This is a genomic window from Pseudomonas palmensis (assembly GCF_049942755.1).
In the GTDB taxonomy this organism is placed as follows: Bacteria; Pseudomonadota; Gammaproteobacteria; order Pseudomonadales; family Pseudomonadaceae; genus Aquipseudomonas; species Aquipseudomonas palmensis.
Window position 1 is genome coordinate 816,089 of sequence record NZ_CP187958.1, and the last position, 16,433, is coordinate 832,521.

Genomic DNA, 16,433 nt, shown 5'->3' on the forward strand with positions numbered 1-16,433 from the left:
AGGCCAGTGGCCTTAATTCGTTGAAACCGATTCCAATTGTTGCAGCAACAACGCGGCCTGGGTGCGCGTACGCACGCCCAGCTTGCGGAAAATCGCGGTGACGTGGGCCTTGATGGTGGCCTCCGACACGCTCAGCTCATAGGCAATCTGCTTGTTCAGCAGGCCTTCGCACACCATGGTCAACACGCGGAATTGCTGTGGGGTAAGGCTGGCCAGGCCCTCGCTGGCGGCCTTGGCTTCAGCGGACACATCGATCTTCTCGAAGGCTTGCGGCGGCCACCAGACATCGCCATCGAGCACTTTCTTGACCGCGTCCTGAATCTGCTCCAGCGGGCTGGATTTTGGGATAAAGCCGCTGGCACCGAATTCTCGGGACTTTACCACCACGGCCGCCTCTTCCTGGGCCGAGACCATCACCACCGGGATTTGCGGATACTGACCGCGCAGCAGCACCAGCCCCGAGAAACCATAGGCACCGGGCATGTTCAGGTCCAGCAGCACCAGGTCCCAGTCGTTTTTCTCGGCCAGGCGGGTTTCCAGTTCGGCGATGCTTGCCACCTCAACCAGTCGAACGTCCGGACCTAGGCCCAGGGTAACGGCCTGGCGCAGCGCACTGCGAAACAGCGGGTGGTCATCGGCAATCAGGATTTCGTATGTGGCCATCGATCTAATGATCCTGTTCTGTGCAGGCGCAGCCAGCGTGGGGGCGCCTGGCGGGGCAGCTCAAGGGCATCGGGCGGCAGTGCCGGAAGCCAAAAAGGCACGTCGGGGCCAGGAAAACAGCATTCAAGCCTTCGTCGTGCCCGAATCGGCGCCAAGGATGCCGAGCCCGGACCGGGTGGTCAAGTTCAAAGCCCGGTGGTTGTCTCGTAGCCCATGGCGCCAGTGCACACATTATGAAGCAAAGTGGCGTACTTGCCCCTTGAACTATAGGAAGGGCCGCAGTTTTTGGTGCACGGCATCGTCTTCATCCAGCACAAGCCTGTTCTTGGCGCCCAGATAATGGGTGCTGAATACGTCCAGATAGGCATCCAGTGCCTGCGAGGCCTGCTGGTCATCGGCCAGCTCCAGACACATGGCTGCCACTTCAGCGGTACAGAAATGGTCGTCGCGCCGCGAGCGGCGCAATGTGTAGCGCGAGATCTGTTCAGGCTGCAGATTGAGCACCGGGAACCGTTCCAGGTACGGGCTTTTGCGAAACATCTTGCGGGCTTCGGGCCACGTGGCATCCAGCAGAATGAACAGCGGGCGCTTGCCCGACGCTGGGGCGACGCTGCTGACCACTCGCTCCGGCGCCACGAATTCACCCGGGAAAACGATGTAGGGCTGCCACTGTGGATCATCGAGCAGCGCCTGCAACTGTGCATCCACCGCCTTGCGTTCCCAGGCAAACGCCGTGGTGTCACCGATCACGTCGGCAATCAGCCAGCCCGTGTTCGTAGGCTTGAGTGGTTCGGTGTCATGCATGAGCAGGCAAATGCCCGAGTGCGCCTGCACCCGCGGGCGCCAGGCACACAGACAGTATTCGGGGATTACCCGGCAGCCGGGACAGCGTGGCGCACGCGAGCCGCGCGCGACGAAGGGTTTGACACTGCGCGCCAGGCGCTCGGCGCGCAGGCGCGAGACGGCATGGCTCATGACAGGGCGCAACGGTGGCAATGGGGATGGCAATAAAGGCAGGGCACGACGCAGGCTCAGCGAGACTAAAACCCCGGCAGTTTACCAGAGCCCGCCTCCACTGGCCGTATTTGCCGTGCAGCCTTGCGCGCTACTCCCTTATAATCTCCAGCCTGTACAGACCTGCCAGTACTGCCATAGCGCCTGTGACGGAACACTGCGCGCAATGACCGGTCAAATCGCCAGTTATCGAACCAGGAGAGATTCATGCTGCGTTTCATTGCCCCATCCTTGAGCCTGTTGCTTGCCCTGCCGTTGGGCGCGCATGCCGTCTCCAAGCAAGAGTACGCCCTGAACCAGAAGCTTCAAGAAGTCGCCAAGGAAAGCAGCGTGGGTACCCCTCGGGCAATCAACGAAGACATCCTCGATCAGGGCTACACTGTCGAAGGCAACCAGTTGATCAACCACCTCAGCGTTCGCGCCGGCCATGCACAAAAAATGCAGCAAAACCCGGAAGTCATGCGCGGCCAACTGGGAGACAGCGTGTGCCGTAACACCGGCTTTCGCCAGTTGATGGACCGCGGTGCTGTGCTGACCTACCGTTTCACCGAGTACAAAACCAACCGCCCGGTGATCGACCAGTCGTTCAACAAGGCCAGTTGCGTTTCCGGGCAGAAGAAGAAGTAACCAGCGTTCTCTGTTGCGCCGCTGCTCGCCATCGGCGCGCAGCTCAGCGATCAAGGCCTGAATGTGACGCGTACTCTACGCACGGTCACTACAGGCCTTGTCACTTCAGGCCCCGGTTGTTGGCCTGTACTGCGCAGTTCGGGCCCGGCTTGTCCGCCCGGCTCCCACCTGAACATCATGTACAGCCCATTGCCTGCCGCGTCCTCGCGAGCCCACGATCGACACCGGCATAACCCTGCGACAAGGTCTAGATTTATAGCCAGGACCTTTCACTTTGCGGACAAGCAGAGGGGCCTGACCGATGTGCGGCCAGGCCGAAGGTTTTGCTGCAAAAGGAGAAGTTGAATGCCGTACCAGACCAACGAATTGCTAGCCAACCATTTCAAGAACAATGCAATCGACCTGACCCACCTCGAACAACAGCTCAACCTGGTCGCCCCCAACAGCCCCAACCTGCCACTGTACCGGGACATGATGCTGACCGTGTTGCGCATGGCGCACGATGACAGCGACCGCTGGAGCGCCAAGATCACCCTGCAGGCACTGCGTGAACTCGACCACGCCTTCCGTGTGCTGCACCAGTACAAGGGGCGACGCAAGGTCACCGTGTTCGGCTCGGCACGCACCCCGGTCGAACACCCCATGTATGCCCTGGCCCGCGAGTTGGGTGCGACCCTGGCGCGCTCGGACCTGATGGTGATCACCGGGGCCGGGGGCGGCATCATGGCTGCGGCTCACGAAGGCGCAGGCGTCGACAACTGCCTGGGCTTCAACATCACCCTGCCCTTCGAGCAGCACGCCAATGCCACGGTGGATGGAACGGACAAGTTGCTGCCGTTCCACTTCTTTTTCATTCGCAAGCTGTTCTTCGTCAAGGAAGCTGACGCGCTGGTACTGTGCCCGGGCGGTTTCGGCACCCTGGACGAGGCCCTGGAAGTGCTGACCCTGATCCAGACCGGCAAGAGTCCGCTGGTGCCGGTGGTACTGCTCGACTCACCGGGGGGGACCTTCTGGCAGGATGCACTGGACTTCATTACCCGCCAGCTGGAAGGCAATCGCTACATCCTGCCGAACGATCTGAAGCTGGTGCGCCTGGTGAACAACGCCGACGATGCGGTAGCGGAAATCAACCAGTTCTACAGCAACTACCACTCCAGCCGCTGGCTGAAGAACCAGTTCGTGATTCGCACACACCACCCGCTCAGCGAAGCGGCCCTGCTCGACATCCAGCAGTCCTTCGCCGACCTGCGCCTGAGTGGCGACTTCCATCAGCACGCCTATGCAGGCGAGGAGCATGACGAGGCACAGTTCAGCCACTTGTCACGCCTGGCTTTTGCCTTCAATGGACGCGATCAGGGCCGCCTGCGCGAGCTGGTAGACTTCATCAACCGGTCGGAAAACTGGGCAAAGCCTCAGCACAATGAAGCCCAGCAACGGGCACGTGAACCCCTCAAGGTCACCTGAAAAGCCACACCGTGAACATGCCTGGCCTACCCCCTTTCGGGTCGGCCATCGCTCAATCGTCCAGGCTGCGACCACTCAGCACACGACCGACCATCTCCATGGAAAAACCACGGTAGACCAGAAAACGGGTTTGCTGTGCGCGACTGCGCGGATCGGAGGGCAGTTGCCCGGAAAACTTGCGTTGCCATACATCGATCAGCAGGCTTTGCCAGTCGATGCCGCACTCACGCAAGGCCTGTTCGATATCACTACGCTGCAAACCGCGCTGACTGAGCTCTTCACGGATACGCGCAGGGCCATAGCCCGAACGGGAGCGGTAACTGATGAAACTTTCGAGATAGCGCGCTTCGCTGAGCAGGCCCTCTTCCGTCAGACGGTCGAGTTCCTGGTCGATCAATTCGAGCTCAGCGCCGCGCTGACGCAACTTGCGCGTCAGCTCGACACGACCATGCTCGCGTCGCGCGAGCAGGTCCATAGCTGTCCGCCTTATGGCGACGGGGGTATCGAGTACGACGGACATGGTCTATCTGCAAATCAGAAGTTGGCGTCGGCGTCAGCGTCGACCAGATCATCTTCAGGTTCTGCAGCAGCCGTTTTACCAGCAGCCGCAGCAGCTGCAGCTTCAACACCACCGGTCAGCAGCTTGTCACGGATCTGCTTCTCGAGGGTCGCGGCGATTTCCGGGTTCTCTGCCAGGAACTTGGCGGAGTTGGCTTTACCCTGACCGATCTTGCTGCCCTGGTAGCTGTACCAGGCACCGGCTTTTTCGAGGAAACCGTGCAGCACGCCCAGGTCGATGATCTCACCGTTGCGGTAGATGCCCTTGCCATACAGAATCTGGAACTCGGCCTGGCGGAACGGCGGCGCCACCTTGTTCTTGACGATTTTGACCCGGGTTTCGCTGCCGACCACTTCGTCGCCTTCCTTCACCGCGCCGGTACGGCGGATGTCCAGACGTACCGAAGCGTAGAACTTCAGCGCGTTACCACCGGTGGTGGTTTCCGGGCTGCCGAACATCACGCCGATTTTCATGCGGATCTGGTTGATGAAGATCACCAGGCAGTTGGCGTTCTTGATGTTGCCGGTGATCTTGCGCAGTGCCTGGGACATCAGGCGAGCCTGCAGGCCCACGTGCATGTCGCCCATTTCGCCTTCGATCTCGGCCTTGGGTACCAGGGCCGCCACGGAGTCGACGATGATCACGTCGACAGCGTTGGAGCGCACCAGCATGTCGGTGATTTCCAGGGCCTGCTCACCGGTGTCCGGCTGCGAGACCAGCAGGTCGTCGACATTGACGCCCAGCTTGCCGGCGTACTCGGGGTCGAGGGCGTGTTCGGCGTCGACGAATGCGCAGGTGGCGCCGGCTTTTTGTGCCTGGGCGATCACCGACAGGGTCAGCGTGGTCTTACCCGACGACTCAGGACCGTAGATTTCGACGATACGGCCCTTTGGCAGGCCGCCGATGCCCAGAGCAATGTCCAGACCCAGCGAGCCGGTCGAGATTGCCGGAATCGCCTGGCGATCGTGATCGCCCATGCGCATGACCGCGCCTTTACCGAATTGACGTTCGATCTGACCCAGGGCCGCAGCCAAGGCACGCTTCTTGTTGTCGTCCATTGAAGTCCTCACGTAATCATCGATAGGGCCTGACGGCCACAACACCTGTATAAGTAGCCAGTATTATTCCACAGGGTTTTCTTTCCGCCTACCCCCGATTTGCGATTTACTCTGCGCCAAGCTGTAACAAGCCCTCTAGGGCGGCGATTACCGTTTGTCGGCGCACCGCATCGCGGTCGCCATCGAAGTGCCGGCGCTCGCTGGCCACATGCGCACCGTCGCCCCAGGCCAGCCATACAGTGCCCACCGGTTTGGCCGGCGAGCCGCCATCGGGCCCTGCCACACCGCTGACCGCCACGGCAAAGCGTGCCCCGCTGGCAGCCTGGGCGCCGCGCACCATGGCCTCGACCACTTCCTGGCTGACCGCACCAACCTGCTGGAACAGTGCCTGGTCTACCCCCAGCTGGCGAGTCTTCTGGGCGTTGGAGTAGGTCACGTAGCCCGCTTCGAACCAGGCCGAACTGCCAGGAATACGCGTGATGGCCTCGGCGATACCGCCGCCGGTGCAGGACTCGGCCGTGGTGACTTGGGCATTGTAACGGCGCAGGTGTTCCCCCAGCCGGGCAGAAAGTGCGGTGATCGGGTCCATGGCGGGCTCCTTGAAGGTCTGGCGCCTACCCTACACCAGCTATCGGCGTGGCTGAACACTCAAGGTGTGAGCGCGCGTATGTAACCCTGGCAGGCGCGCAGGGCGATCAGTCCGGCGTCACCGGCATCGGTGATGGCGATAATTCGTCGAGCATGCGCCGGGTCAAGTCGGGCGCGTGGGGCGCCATGATCCAGGCTGCCGGCGCCGGGGGCGGCAGGCAGGTCGGGGGTGGCGTCGCGGTCGAGAAGGACCGACAACCGCAGATCAGCAGTAGCCAGCCGATCACGCAAGCGTGCCTGAGCCTGTTGTGCATCGAGAAGCTCCTGATAATGGGTGTTGTCGTTCAAATCCAGCTGGCGCTCCAGCACATGACGTTGCTGGCGTTCGCCCTGCAGCTCGGCGGCAGCACGCTCGGCCAGTTGCTGGCGTTCGAATGCCCAGGCCTGTTGCTGCTGCGCCAGCTGGCGGCCCAGGCGCCAGCCCTGGACCTGCCAGGTCAATGCGCAGGCCAGCAGCGCCAGGCTCAGCAGCACGCCAGCGTGCAAGCGGTTCAACACAGCACCTCGCGGGCGCGGGCCCAGAGTTTGAGGCGATCCTCCAGGCCATTGAGGCCACCGTTGATATGCCGCGTGATGCGGTTGAACTCACCGCGGTCGGCCAGCGCGTTAAGCCCGCGCGAGTGCCAGAACCAGGCAGCCGACTCGGCGGCCCAACGCGGTTGCTCGAGCAACTGCGGCAACTCCAGCAGACGCTCGTCGCCAAACAGCGCCATGCTGCAGGCGCGGTAGTTGTTGCGCCCTGTAACCTGGATCAGCCCCCTGCCGCAGTACCGCTGACCGTCGCCGTCCGCCTCCGGCGTGTTGCCCAGGCGCAGGGCCAGGGCGCCGGTGTCGTAACGGGACAGGTAGCGATCGCTGCCCAGCTCCTTCACGTAACGCAGGTGGCCCGACTCGTGGCCGATCTGCGCGAGGAAGGCGGCAATGCGTCGGGGGTTGTCGATTTCCCAACGGGCCATGGCGGTGTTCAGGGCGGGTACAAAAATGCCGGCATTGGCGCCGGCACCGGGAAGAATCTGCATCAAGTTCTGCTGAGTGATGACCATCATCATTCTCCAAAATGCATAGGGGTTCAGGCCTGTCCGGCCTTGAGCGAACGACCGGCATTACCCTGCCCGCCCTTGGCCCTGGCCTTGCCTTGCTTGCCGCCATTGCACTCGACCGTGGTGCTCCACCCGGACGCGCTGAACACCTGCTCGATCGACTCGATCAGGTACTCGCCATCGAGGCCGGGCTTGAAGCCCTGGGCATCGAGGGTGCGTTCGACGAACAGGTCGGTGCGGCCCGGCATTTCCAGGCGCAGGCTGGCGGTGCTGCGGTTGAGCGCCGCCAGGCGGGCCTTGGCGGCCTGCTCGGCAGCGCTACGGTTGGGGTACAGGTGGCGGTCGGTGTGCACAGGCGACAGGCCGTCGGGCGCGTCGTCGTTGGGCAGGTCGACCACGCTCTGCTGGCCGGTCTTGCTGTCCAGATGACGGGCTTGCACGGCCTTGTGGGTACCTTTGTCGGTCATGCGAAACTGCCAGCTGCGCACGTCGCCACGGCTGATTCTGACGTTACCAAGGGCCTTGCCGCTGGCGCTCTTGCCGGCCTGGCGCGGCATCACCAGCAGCGCGCCGTTCGCTACCTTGGCGGTGCAGTCGAACAGGCGCCCCAGACGGGTGATGAAGTTGAAGTCCGACTCGTTGAACTGGTCGATGCGCGGTATGCGCACCGTCACCGGGCACGCTGGCTGCCAGCCATTGCGCGCGGCGATCTCGCGTACGATCTGCTGCAGGGTGACGTTCTCCCAGCTGCCGCTGCGGGTGGTCTTGCCGCTGCCGCGCATGTCGCTGGCCTTGCCTCGGATCACGATGCTGTCGGGCGGCCCGGACAGCTCCACCTCATCCACGGCGTAGCGCCCCAGGCGGGTCAATGCCTGGCCAGCATAGCCCAGATGCACCTCGATGAAGGCACCGCGTGCCGGCAATGCCACCTCGCCGTCGCGATCGTCGATACGCAGTTCGAACTCGTCCGAGTCCATGCCCGGCTTGTCGGTGGTACGCAGCGACAGCAGGCGATCATTGATCAGCGCGGTGATGTCCTTGCCATCGGCCACGATGCGAAACACAGATTGCATGGTTGCTGCTCCAGAAGGGCCTGCCCGCGCACGCAGCGCTGGCAGGCAGGGGGGGGGCGCGCCAGCTCAGTCCCACAACTGCACCAGGGGCTGGCGGGCGGGCGTCAATGCGGGCAGCCTGATGAGCACCCCGGCACCAAACGGCTGCGCCTGGTCGGCCAGGCCCTGGTTGGCATCGAGTACCGCTTCGACGCTGCCGTTGAGGTGCCCGTAGTAGTGCTGGCAGAGGCTGTCGAGCAGATCGCCGTCAGAGGTTCTGCAGATCGTCGCCATAGCTCACGAACTCCAATGAAAAGCCTTGTTTGCGAGGAATGCCGCCAGCCACCAGGCTGCTCTGGTCCTCCTCGATGCTGGTCAGGCACCAGTTGCCCAGTACCTCTCCGTAGCCGGTGGTCAGGCTCAGTGGCTGCAATTGCCGACCGATGCTGCGCAGCGCCTGCAACTGGCCGAGCCCGCTTTTGGCACCGGGAAAGATCGTGCCCTTGAGGGTGATGCGCTCTTCGCCAAGCCCGACCGCCTGCTGCGCCGGGTGGCGGCTCAGGCGCTCCTGGCCCGCCCAGCGAAAGCCGCTCTGGCGACGCAGTTCATCGAAGGTCGCGGTGTCGAGGTTGAAGTAGTAAGGCTGCGCCTGCGCCTGCAACGACTGCAGAATGAGCAGGTGCGGGAACGGCTTGACCACCTCGGCTGCCGGCGTGACCGACGGCGCGAAACTGCCGGTGGGCAGCAACGTGCCCAGCGACGGGCTGATGCGACCCGCCACCTTGTTGATGGCTGCGGCAGCCTTGGCCGCCTTCTGCTCGAATATGACGATGCGCTCCTGCACCAGCGCAACCTTGGCCACGGCGCGGCTGTAACGGCCCAGCACCTTGTCGACGCCCTGCTGCGCCCGGTTGATGGCGCGCATCGTGCGTTGCAGCCTGGCGCCGATCAGCGGCCCGACGTAGGGGATATCCTCGAGCGCGGCAGCGGCTTCGGCGATATCGCTGATGGCGCCGGTCATGGGCTCCAGCATCTCGTCGGCACTGCGCCGGCCCGCCTCCCCCGCTGCGATCAGCGCCCGCAGGGCCGAGTGCAACTGGTCCATGTAGGTCATGGCAGCTCCTTATACAAATGTGGGGTCGGCCAGTTGCCGCATCGAAGCCTGACGGGTCAGTTCGAGGAACTGACGTCGAATGATGGGCTCGATGTTCATCGCCAACTGGGCCGGGTCGGTGACACTGCCCTGCACGGTGATGGGCATGTTCGGGGCGAAGGTGATCTGTTGGGCAATCGGCTGCGGCGCAGGGCTGATCGAAGGTGGCGCAGGCGGCAACGACAGAATTGTCATCGGCTCGCCAGCGCCGGGATTCATCGAACGAGCGACATCGCCCAGCGACTTGGACAAGTGAGTGGGTTCGCCAGCAGGAGGCTTGGCAGCATCGTCGTCTGCAAACCACTTCTTGGCTAACGAGGAGCCCCACTCGCTGAACACAATACCCCCGATCACCGAACCGATCGCAGGACCGATGACAGGAACGAAAGCGCCCAGCGCAGCCCCGGCCAGTGCGCCACCAAAACCGCCCACTGCCCCACCATATCCCTCGGCCTTCTGCTCGGTGGTTTCTGCAGTGAGGAAGGTCTTGCCGAACTTGTAGATGGCCTCGACGGCTGCGGGCGCTCGAGCGGCCTTGATCGCCGGAACAGCCTTGCCGAGGTAACCTTTGATGCTTTCCCAGCGCCCAACCGGAGCAGATGAAGGTCGGCGCCTGGAGGGGCTGTTCTTTCTTCCCCCTCTACCCCTTCTCGAAGTTATCGCGCCGCAGCAAAAGTCCTGGGCATTGACGACAAACACGCGTTGCGGCGCCCTTGCGCCTTTGGGAGCGTCGCCACCCAGCACGCCAGCCTTCCGTGGCCCTGCCCTGAAAACACTGGCAACAGCGATGATACCTATGGGCTGCGGCCCCTTTGCCGGAGGCCCGGTATCATCGCTCCCCGCCATCCTCCTGCTGAGCGGGTCGGATACCCGACCCGCCGCAGGTGTCCCATCGGTTGGCAGAGATGCAGGCGCTGCAGTCTCCAGTGAAGCAGCCGCAGCTGCCCCTGCGGGTGCCTGCGGTGCCGCTTGCGATCTGATGTTTACGAATACCCTGGCGGGCTTCGATTGCGAAAGCCGGCGCGCAACATCGGCGACCTGGAAACTGATCACCTGCAAGTGCCCGTCGATGCTCTTCAACAATGTCAGCCTGTGCCGGGAGCCCTGTGTTTCAGCAGCCTGTACGACGCCCCCGGTCTTTGCTTGAGTTCTCGCGCCTGGCGGATCACCAGAAGCGCTGTCGAGCATCCCGTTGCCCAGCGTCTCGTGCCCGAGTGGGTACAGGTCGCCCTTGCCTTCGCTGCTCAATTGCCTGAGTTGCCGGATCCGCGCCTCAAGCAGCTTGAATGATGCGCCGATCGTCGAACTGACCGAGGCGCCGATAACCAGTTTCAACGCTAACGCGTTTGCCATACGGTCCCCCTGTGCGTGCAAAACCGGCTCACTCAGTGAGCCACCAGACCATGTCGTTGAACGACATGGTCATGATCTCGGTGGCAGAAAAATTCAGCTCACGGGCAAGCCGCCTGGCGGCCACCTTCTGAAGGGAGGGGTCAAAGCTCGTCGTCTTGCACCAGGCGAAAATAGCCCGCCTGCAGGCGGCCATAGTCCTTGAGCGCGAGGCCCTCCAGGTCCTTGATGCCCACCTCGGCGAGGGAGGCGAACAGGTTCAGCTCACGCTGCTCGTCGTCGCCGCTGCCGGCCGACTGAGCCGCACGAATGTCGCGTACCGTAGGCGAGCGCAACGACAGGCTGTCGACCTTGATGCCATTGGCTTCGCTCGGCCGGGTCAGCGCCACCACCACGCCGTCGGCGCTCAGCTTCATCCAGCTGGGGATCTTTGCTTGGGTCATGAGAAGTCCTTACAGGCCCAGGGCCGAACGTTGTGCCGCGAGCTGGTCGACGCCGTCGATCACGCGCTTCATGCCGATGGGGTCGATCTCGTAGATCAGGCGTCCGCCGACTTCCAGCTTGTAGTAGGTGACGGCGACGGTGTGCTTGACCTCGGCCTTGTCACCGGCCTTCCAATCGCCCATGTCGACTTCCTTGAGCGCGCCGCGCAGGGTCACGATCACCGGGGTGACAGCGCCCTTGAGGCCCTTGAAGGCACCGCGGAAGGTGCCGTTGAACGCAGAACCATCGGCCAGGCCGAAGAACTTCAGCGACTCACGGCGCACACCGGTAGTGGTGAAGCCGGCTTCCTGCTTCTCCATGCCCATGTCCATCTCGATGGGCATGTCCATGCCGCCCACCCGGTGCTCTTCCATTTTCAGGGTGAGCTTGGGCAGGGTCAGGCTGGTGACATCGCCCTGGAAGCTGGTGCCATCGACGAACAGGTTCAGGTTCGCCAGGGTTTCGGGAATCATTGCCATTGCTAGTGCTCCTTAAGCTGCGTTATCGAGAACTTCGGTCAGCCACTGGTTGGTGACCTCGACGCGGAAGTTGGGGTTTTCGGCCGGTGGTACGTCGGTGAAGCGGATGTTCCAGTACACCTTGCCCTGCTCCAGCTGGCTGGCACTGTTGAGTTCCGGGTCGGCGAACACTTCGAAGTTGATGATCGCGCCCTGGGCCTTGAGGTCGCGCATGAACGCCTGCAGGCCTTCGGTCACGTCCTTGACGTAGGTGGCGGTGATCGAACGGTCTACTGCCCATTTGTGCCCGTAGAGAATCGCGTCCATCACGATGTCCATGGTGCGCACGCGGGTGACGAAGGCCCACTTCGGGTCGCTGCTCAGGGTGCGGTTGCCCCACAGGCGATAGCCGTCATCGCGGATGATGGTGGTGATGTTGGCGTTGTTGAGCAGGTTGGCGCGGCAGGTCTCGTCGCCATCGAGGAACTCGATGGGGCGGGTGGTGCCGGTGATGCCGACGAACTCCTTGTTCGAGGGCGAGGCCCAGAAGCCGTACTCGTTGTCGGTCCAGGCGAACAGGCCGGCGACCCAGGCCGAGGCCGCTGCATCGACGGTGGCGCTGGTGGTGGTGTCCCAGTACTGCACGCCCGGGTCGACCAGGAAGGCGCGCTTGGCACCGAAGTTTTCGGCGTAGGCCAGGGCGGCCTCGTCGGTGGTGGCCGGGCCGTCGATGATGGCCAGGCCGCGCAGCTTGTCGGCCAGGGCCACCAGGGCGGTGGCGACGGCTTGAGTTGCGCTGTGCTTTGGAGTGACCAGCAGGCGCGGCTGGGCGTTGAAACGGCTCTTGCCGTCGAGCAGCGCTTGCAGGCCGGTACGCTTGCCGTCGGCCAGCACGCTGCCGATGATGGCCGAGGTCTGCTCGGCGGCGTCGGCTACCTTGGCCACGCCGCAGGCGACGATGACCGCCTTGGCGCGCTGGTAGATGGCCTGGCAGGCACGGGTGATGGCCGCGTCGGCGCCGAAGGCGGCGATAGCTTCACGCTCGCTGGTGATCAGCACCAGGTCGTTGAACTTGGCGCTGGCGGTCGGGCCTTCGGTGAAAGTGTCCACCAGGCCGATGATCGAGGACGACGGCAACGCGATGGTGCGGGCGCCGGTGTCGACGTTGGTGACGGTGACGCCGTGAAAGAAACCACTCATGGGTAAACTCCGGGTATGAAAAAGGCCCTGCGGTGCAGGGCCTTGTAAGGTTGGATCGGCAACTATCGGGGTGAACCGGCCGTTGCAGGTACAGATGCGGTGGCCAAAATCAGGCGAGGAAGTCCCAGGTCAGCGAGATCGCGGCGACAGAGTTGTTCGAGACGGTCCACAGCCCGTAGCCAGCAGGGATAAGCAGTGGGTAGGGTTGGGTGTACTGCCAGTTGTTGCTACTGGCTACTCCGCCCATGATGGCGTGCACCGTCATGTCACCCAGACGAGCAGGTGCCTTGGGACCGCTGTACAGGTTGATGATGCCGCCGCCGGTGCAAATGGTGGCGGTGCGCAGATAGACACCTTCCTTGTTTTCTTCCGGGCTGAAGACTTGAGTTACCGTGGTCGGGTGAGCGTTGAAGAAATGCTTGCCTACTTTTACTGGTTCCATGATTTTTCACCTATCGAGTCGAATGCTGGGTAGCGGAACATTCCGCGTTCATGTCGCTCACAGGCGATGGTTCGAGGCTCGTGGCCTTCACATGATTCAACGTTCCGCAGCGGGAACATTTGATCTGGAGTTCTGTGAACTCGCCCATACGGGCAAGCAGTCGTTTGCACCTGCCGCATCTGCATTCTTTCAACATCTGCGATGCCTTGTGATTATCTGCTGGAGGGTCTTGAAGAATGAAAAAGCCCCGACAGTGCGGGGCTTCAGGGGGTCATGCTTTCCAACCAGAGCGGCGGTACCGGCCGGTGCTCAGATACTGGGAACAGCTCAGACTGGGGCCAGTCGCGCAGGGCCTGGCGGTACTGCAGCAGCTCGGCGAACTGCTCGGCTGACAAGCTGGTAGTCAACTGCATGTCAAGCTCATCTCTATGGCGAGTGACTAACCATTCCGTAGCACCTATTTGCGAATCACGGCCTGCGCGCTCGCGGGCCGAATGTTCTTCCAAAGTCAGTACCACCGGCGGGGGCTCAATCAGAATGGGCAGCCCATCGGGGTCGTGGGAGCGTACCTTGCTCGGATCAGGATTGGCGATCACGTCAAGAAAAAGCGCTTCGGTGATAGGGCGGGCATCCGGTGGCATTTCCAGGTGAATGCCCTCCAGGTAGGTAGTAGCGGTGGAGAGACTGTAGTAGCGCTGCATATTTATCGTCCTAGGGCGAGCCAACGTATGGATTGAGCGGCCTCTGCATAGATCACCGCACCCGACTTCGACAGTGAGTTCACCCACTGGTCGTTGTACTCGCCGACGGTCGCCTGGCTGGCTTGTCCGGTGAGCATCAACTGCAGGACACTGCTCGGAAATTCAAGAGGGAAGTTGAGGTCACGCACTCCCGCGTTACCTGACAGCGCGCCCCACTGCACAGTGAACCCACCAAGCCAGGAAGGGAAAACCAGGTAGCCATTGGTAGTGAAGCTGGCCGTGAGCCCCCAGCGCAGTTTTTTGGGTGTAACGAGCACATCATCGGCCAAGCCTGCGTTGACCTGCGCTTGGGTGGCGATTCTCACCATACCCAAATTGGTTTCGGTCGCTTGAGCGGCCAACGCGGCCAACGCAGCAATATCAATGTTTCCTTGATTGATCGGCGCACTCCAGGCCTTGATGCACCAGACCACAGAAACGTTGCGCATGCGGGTTTCAGAGGCAGTACGGGCTACAAGCCCCGTATCGAACTCAGTACCCTGAAATGCTCCACTGGTGCTGCCATTTGCAACATAAAAGCCGGCGGTAGTAGTTGAGGACGCTTTGAAAGCCCCTTCCTGATCGGCAACCATAACGCCGCCCTGATAGGCACCACGGATGCCAAATTTGCCAGTAATCCGCTGCATCGCATCAAGCTGCTCGTCACCCAGCGCACGGCCGACGTCGATACCACGGCCATGATCCCAGCCCCGCAATGCAGCGCCGCGCGACTCCGGCAAACGGAAGTAACCCGCCGGTTCTGTGCCGTTGTTGTAGGCGCCGCCAAGGAACGCAGCCAAGTCGGGATAAGCAGCGATACTCTTCGCACTGTTATCGACCTCAAGCCAGCCTGGCGGGATCTTGTTCACCGGCAGTGCTGCCATGACTCCCACCGGCATCGCCGAGGCCTCGGCGATCATCTCTTCAATCTGCGCTTTGGTGTAACTGTCGGTGATGCCATACCCGCTCAGCGTGGTCGGATTCGTCGCGGCGACAACGCGGCCGTAAGCATCCACCTTGACGCTGCGATAGGTGCCAGCGGCGACCCCGCTGCGCCCGAACGCCATTTCAAACGCCAGCGCCGTTACGCCCAGAGTAATGGGGGCATCCGTGGTCAGTTGCCAGGCGCTGTCACCGTTGGCCGTACCCCGCTCCACCAGCACCAGCAGGCCGGGCGTGACCTTGGCGCTGCTGTCCGCATCCGGGCAACGTGTCCACGCTCCACTGGCAACCAGATACAGGCCGTTGTCCTTGGCAGCGGCCTGGTTCTTCACCAGCACGCGCGCGCCCGCCTGTAGCGCAACACCATCCATCGTCTGCAACCCGCTCAAGGTGATCGCGGCCGTGGTCGCAGCCAGCACCGAGTGCTTGAAGTCGCGCTTGGCCAGTTCCTCGGTCACGAACTCGCGGGTCGCCAGCACTACACCCGGATCGATCTTGAGTTGCACATTGCTGGCGCTGCTGACCACCAGGTTCATGCGCACCACCTGGGTACGACCCGAGCCCTGGTTGAGCAGCGGCTTGTAGGTAGGCGCACAGTTGGCCACCGCCACCAGGTCGCCGTCGGCGTCGTACAGCCCCACCTCGCGAATCCAGCGACCGCCGATCTCGGCCGGAATCACCTGCTCGGCGACGATGACCGCACTGTCCTTTTCGTCGACCTTGAGCTGGTTCAGCGGCGCCCGCCGCCACTCGTTGAGCAGGCTGGTCCAGCTCGCGTCGGGCATTGGCAGCGGCGGGTTGTCCAGCCCTGCCGGACTGGCGTCACCGACGGCCATGTGTGTGATTTTCCAAGGAATGCCCAGGGCATCCGCATTGGCCTGTTTCGCGGCCCCCACCTTGGTCAGGATCGCGTAGAACTGGGAGTTCTGATCAACCATTAGTAAATGTCCAGATAGTCAATGGTGTGTTCTCGCCCACCACGCCCGATGGCCCCCATGACCATGAGGTCGGCCGGCGCAGGCGGGTAGATGTCAAGTTCGTCGCCGTCTTGCAGCGCGGCGCCGAGGTAAAGCGACCCAGCGGTTTCCAGGCTGATGACCAGGCCACTCAGGTGTCGGCTGACGGGCCTGGCGTCGTCGATCAGCCAGGTCAGTTCCTGGTACGTCTGTTCGCTGATCCCCGCCTCGGACACGCCGATCTTCAGCGCGAAAGTGCCGGGCACCGACGGGGGCGTGGCCTTGAACCACTCGATCACTTCGATCAAATAGCCAAACGGCTCCACCACGCGGCGCAATGCGCCGATCGTGCCCTTGTGGGCATGCACGTAGAACGAGGAGCGAATCACCGAGCGCTTGATCGCCTCGGGCCAGGTGTCGTCCCAACGGTCCACCGACCAGGCCCAGGCCAGCTGGTACAACAGGTTCGCCGGGCACGTATCGGGGTTGTACAGGGTGCGCAGGGTGACCTTGAGGTCTTCGTTGGAGGCCGCCTCGACGGCCCGTTCCAGCTGCGTGCTGTTGAGCGGCAGGAGGCTGTGCAT

The 16,433-nt window shown here is 62.7% G+C and carries 21 protein-coding genes; 2 read left to right on the top strand and 19 right to left on the bottom strand.

Annotation, left to right across the window (positions count from 1 at the left end; all coding sequences use genetic code 11):
* Positions 1-12: 12 nt before the first annotated feature.
* The gene (erdR, locus tag ACPRTJ_RS03825) at positions 13-663 is read right to left on the bottom strand and encodes a response regulator transcription factor ErdR (protein ID WP_054914978.1); all 651 of its coding nucleotides are present in this window, start codon (positions 661-663) and stop codon (positions 13-15) included.
* Positions 664-927: 264 nt separating this feature from the next.
* On the bottom strand, positions 928-1,638 hold the full coding sequence (locus ACPRTJ_RS03830; RefSeq protein WP_043864265.1) for a tRNA-uridine aminocarboxypropyltransferase: 711 nt from the start codon (positions 1,636-1,638) through the stop codon (positions 928-930).
* Between the two features lie 246 nt (positions 1,639-1,884).
* On the opposite strand from ACPRTJ_RS03830, the gene ACPRTJ_RS03835 reads away from it, so the two are divergent.
* Positions 1,885-2,304: a quorum-sensing-regulated virulence factor family protein gene (locus tag ACPRTJ_RS03835; protein ID WP_043864266.1), complete on the top strand. Its 420-nt coding sequence runs from the start codon at positions 1,885-1,887 to the stop codon at positions 2,302-2,304.
* Positions 2,305-2,649: 345 nt separating this feature from the next.
* A complete protein-coding gene (locus tag ACPRTJ_RS03840; RefSeq protein ID WP_210014257.1) occupies positions 2,650-3,768 on the top strand; it encodes an LOG family protein in 1,119 nt (372 codons plus the stop codon).
* A 52-nt stretch (positions 3,769-3,820) separates the two neighbouring features.
* Here ACPRTJ_RS03840 and recX read toward each other — a convergent pair whose 3' ends face one another.
* From recX to ACPRTJ_RS03925, 17 genes are all read right to left on the bottom strand, one after another.
* On the bottom strand, positions 3,821-4,288 hold the full coding sequence (gene recX, locus ACPRTJ_RS03845) for a recombination regulator RecX (RefSeq protein ID WP_078480048.1): 468 nt from the start codon (positions 4,286-4,288) through the stop codon (positions 3,821-3,823).
* Positions 4,289-4,302: 14 nt separating this feature from the next.
* Positions 4,303-5,385 carry a recombinase RecA gene (recA, locus tag ACPRTJ_RS03850; protein WP_043864269.1) on the bottom strand — a complete coding sequence of 361 codons (1,083 nt, stop codon included), beginning with the start codon at positions 5,383-5,385 and terminating at the stop codon, positions 4,303-4,305.
* A 106-nt stretch (positions 5,386-5,491) separates the two neighbouring features.
* Positions 5,492-5,974: a CinA family protein gene (locus tag ACPRTJ_RS03855; RefSeq protein ID WP_116053091.1), complete on the bottom strand. Its 483-nt coding sequence runs from the start codon at positions 5,972-5,974 to the stop codon at positions 5,492-5,494.
* A 59-nt stretch (positions 5,975-6,033) separates the two neighbouring features.
* Positions 6,034-6,528 carry a lysis protein gene (locus tag ACPRTJ_RS03860; RefSeq protein WP_426428165.1) on the bottom strand — a complete coding sequence of 165 codons (495 nt, stop codon included), beginning with the start codon at positions 6,526-6,528 and terminating at the stop codon, positions 6,034-6,036.
* Positions 6,525-7,076 carry a glycoside hydrolase family 19 protein gene (locus ACPRTJ_RS03865; protein WP_054914982.1) on the bottom strand — a complete coding sequence of 184 codons (552 nt, stop codon included), beginning with the start codon at positions 7,074-7,076 and terminating at the stop codon, positions 6,525-6,527. The genes ACPRTJ_RS03860 and ACPRTJ_RS03865 overlap by 4 nt, the downstream gene beginning before the upstream one ends.
* A 26-nt stretch (positions 7,077-7,102) precedes the next feature.
* On the bottom strand, positions 7,103-8,146 hold the full coding sequence (locus ACPRTJ_RS03870; RefSeq protein ID WP_426428167.1) for a phage late control D family protein: 1,044 nt from the start codon (positions 8,144-8,146) through the stop codon (positions 7,103-7,105).
* Between the two features lie 66 nt (positions 8,147-8,212).
* Complete coding sequence (locus ACPRTJ_RS03875; RefSeq protein ID WP_236176929.1) at positions 8,213-8,419, bottom strand: tail protein X; 207 nt, start codon at positions 8,417-8,419, stop codon at positions 8,213-8,215.
* Positions 8,394-9,239: a phage tail protein gene (locus ACPRTJ_RS03880; protein WP_054914985.1), complete on the bottom strand. Its 846-nt coding sequence runs from the start codon at positions 9,237-9,239 to the stop codon at positions 8,394-8,396. Before ACPRTJ_RS03880 ends, ACPRTJ_RS03875 begins: the two co-directional genes overlap by 26 nt.
* 9 nt (positions 9,240-9,248) lie before the next feature.
* Positions 9,249-10,631: a hypothetical protein gene (locus tag ACPRTJ_RS03885; RefSeq protein WP_426428168.1), complete on the bottom strand. Its 1,383-nt coding sequence runs from the start codon at positions 10,629-10,631 to the stop codon at positions 9,249-9,251.
* A gap of 140 nt (positions 10,632-10,771) precedes the next feature.
* Positions 10,772-11,071 carry a phage tail assembly protein gene (locus tag ACPRTJ_RS03890; protein ID WP_043864277.1) on the bottom strand — a complete coding sequence of 100 codons (300 nt, stop codon included), beginning with the start codon at positions 11,069-11,071 and terminating at the stop codon, positions 10,772-10,774.
* Between the two features lie 9 nt (positions 11,072-11,080).
* Positions 11,081-11,590, bottom strand: a complete 510-nt coding sequence (locus ACPRTJ_RS03895) for a phage major tail tube protein (RefSeq protein WP_043864278.1) — start codon at positions 11,588-11,590, stop codon at positions 11,081-11,083.
* A 12-nt stretch (positions 11,591-11,602) separates the two neighbouring features.
* Positions 11,603-12,769: a phage tail sheath subtilisin-like domain-containing protein gene (locus ACPRTJ_RS03900; RefSeq protein ID WP_043864279.1), complete on the bottom strand. Its 1,167-nt coding sequence runs from the start codon at positions 12,767-12,769 to the stop codon at positions 11,603-11,605.
* 109 nt (positions 12,770-12,878) lie between these two features.
* On the bottom strand, positions 12,879-13,211 hold the full coding sequence (locus ACPRTJ_RS03905; RefSeq protein WP_088514470.1) for a hypothetical protein: 333 nt from the start codon (positions 13,209-13,211) through the stop codon (positions 12,879-12,881).
* Between the two features lie 10 nt (positions 13,212-13,221).
* Positions 13,222-13,407 (bottom strand): Com family DNA-binding transcriptional regulator, encoded by a 186-nt coding sequence (locus tag ACPRTJ_RS03910; protein WP_081315177.1) that lies wholly within the window; start codon positions 13,405-13,407, stop codon positions 13,222-13,224.
* 67 nt (positions 13,408-13,474) lie between these two features.
* Complete coding sequence (locus ACPRTJ_RS03915) at positions 13,475-13,912, bottom strand: phage tail assembly chaperone (RefSeq protein WP_426428171.1); 438 nt, start codon at positions 13,910-13,912, stop codon at positions 13,475-13,477.
* Between the two features lie 2 nt (positions 13,913-13,914).
* The gene (locus tag ACPRTJ_RS03920; protein WP_100633087.1) at positions 13,915-15,831 is read right to left on the bottom strand and encodes a phage tail protein; all 1,917 of its coding nucleotides are present in this window, start codon (positions 15,829-15,831) and stop codon (positions 13,915-13,917) included.
* Entirely contained in the window at positions 15,831-16,433 is a 603-nt protein-coding gene (locus tag ACPRTJ_RS03925) for a phage tail protein I (RefSeq protein ID WP_426428172.1), read from the bottom strand. Before ACPRTJ_RS03925 ends, ACPRTJ_RS03920 begins: the two co-directional genes overlap by 1 nt.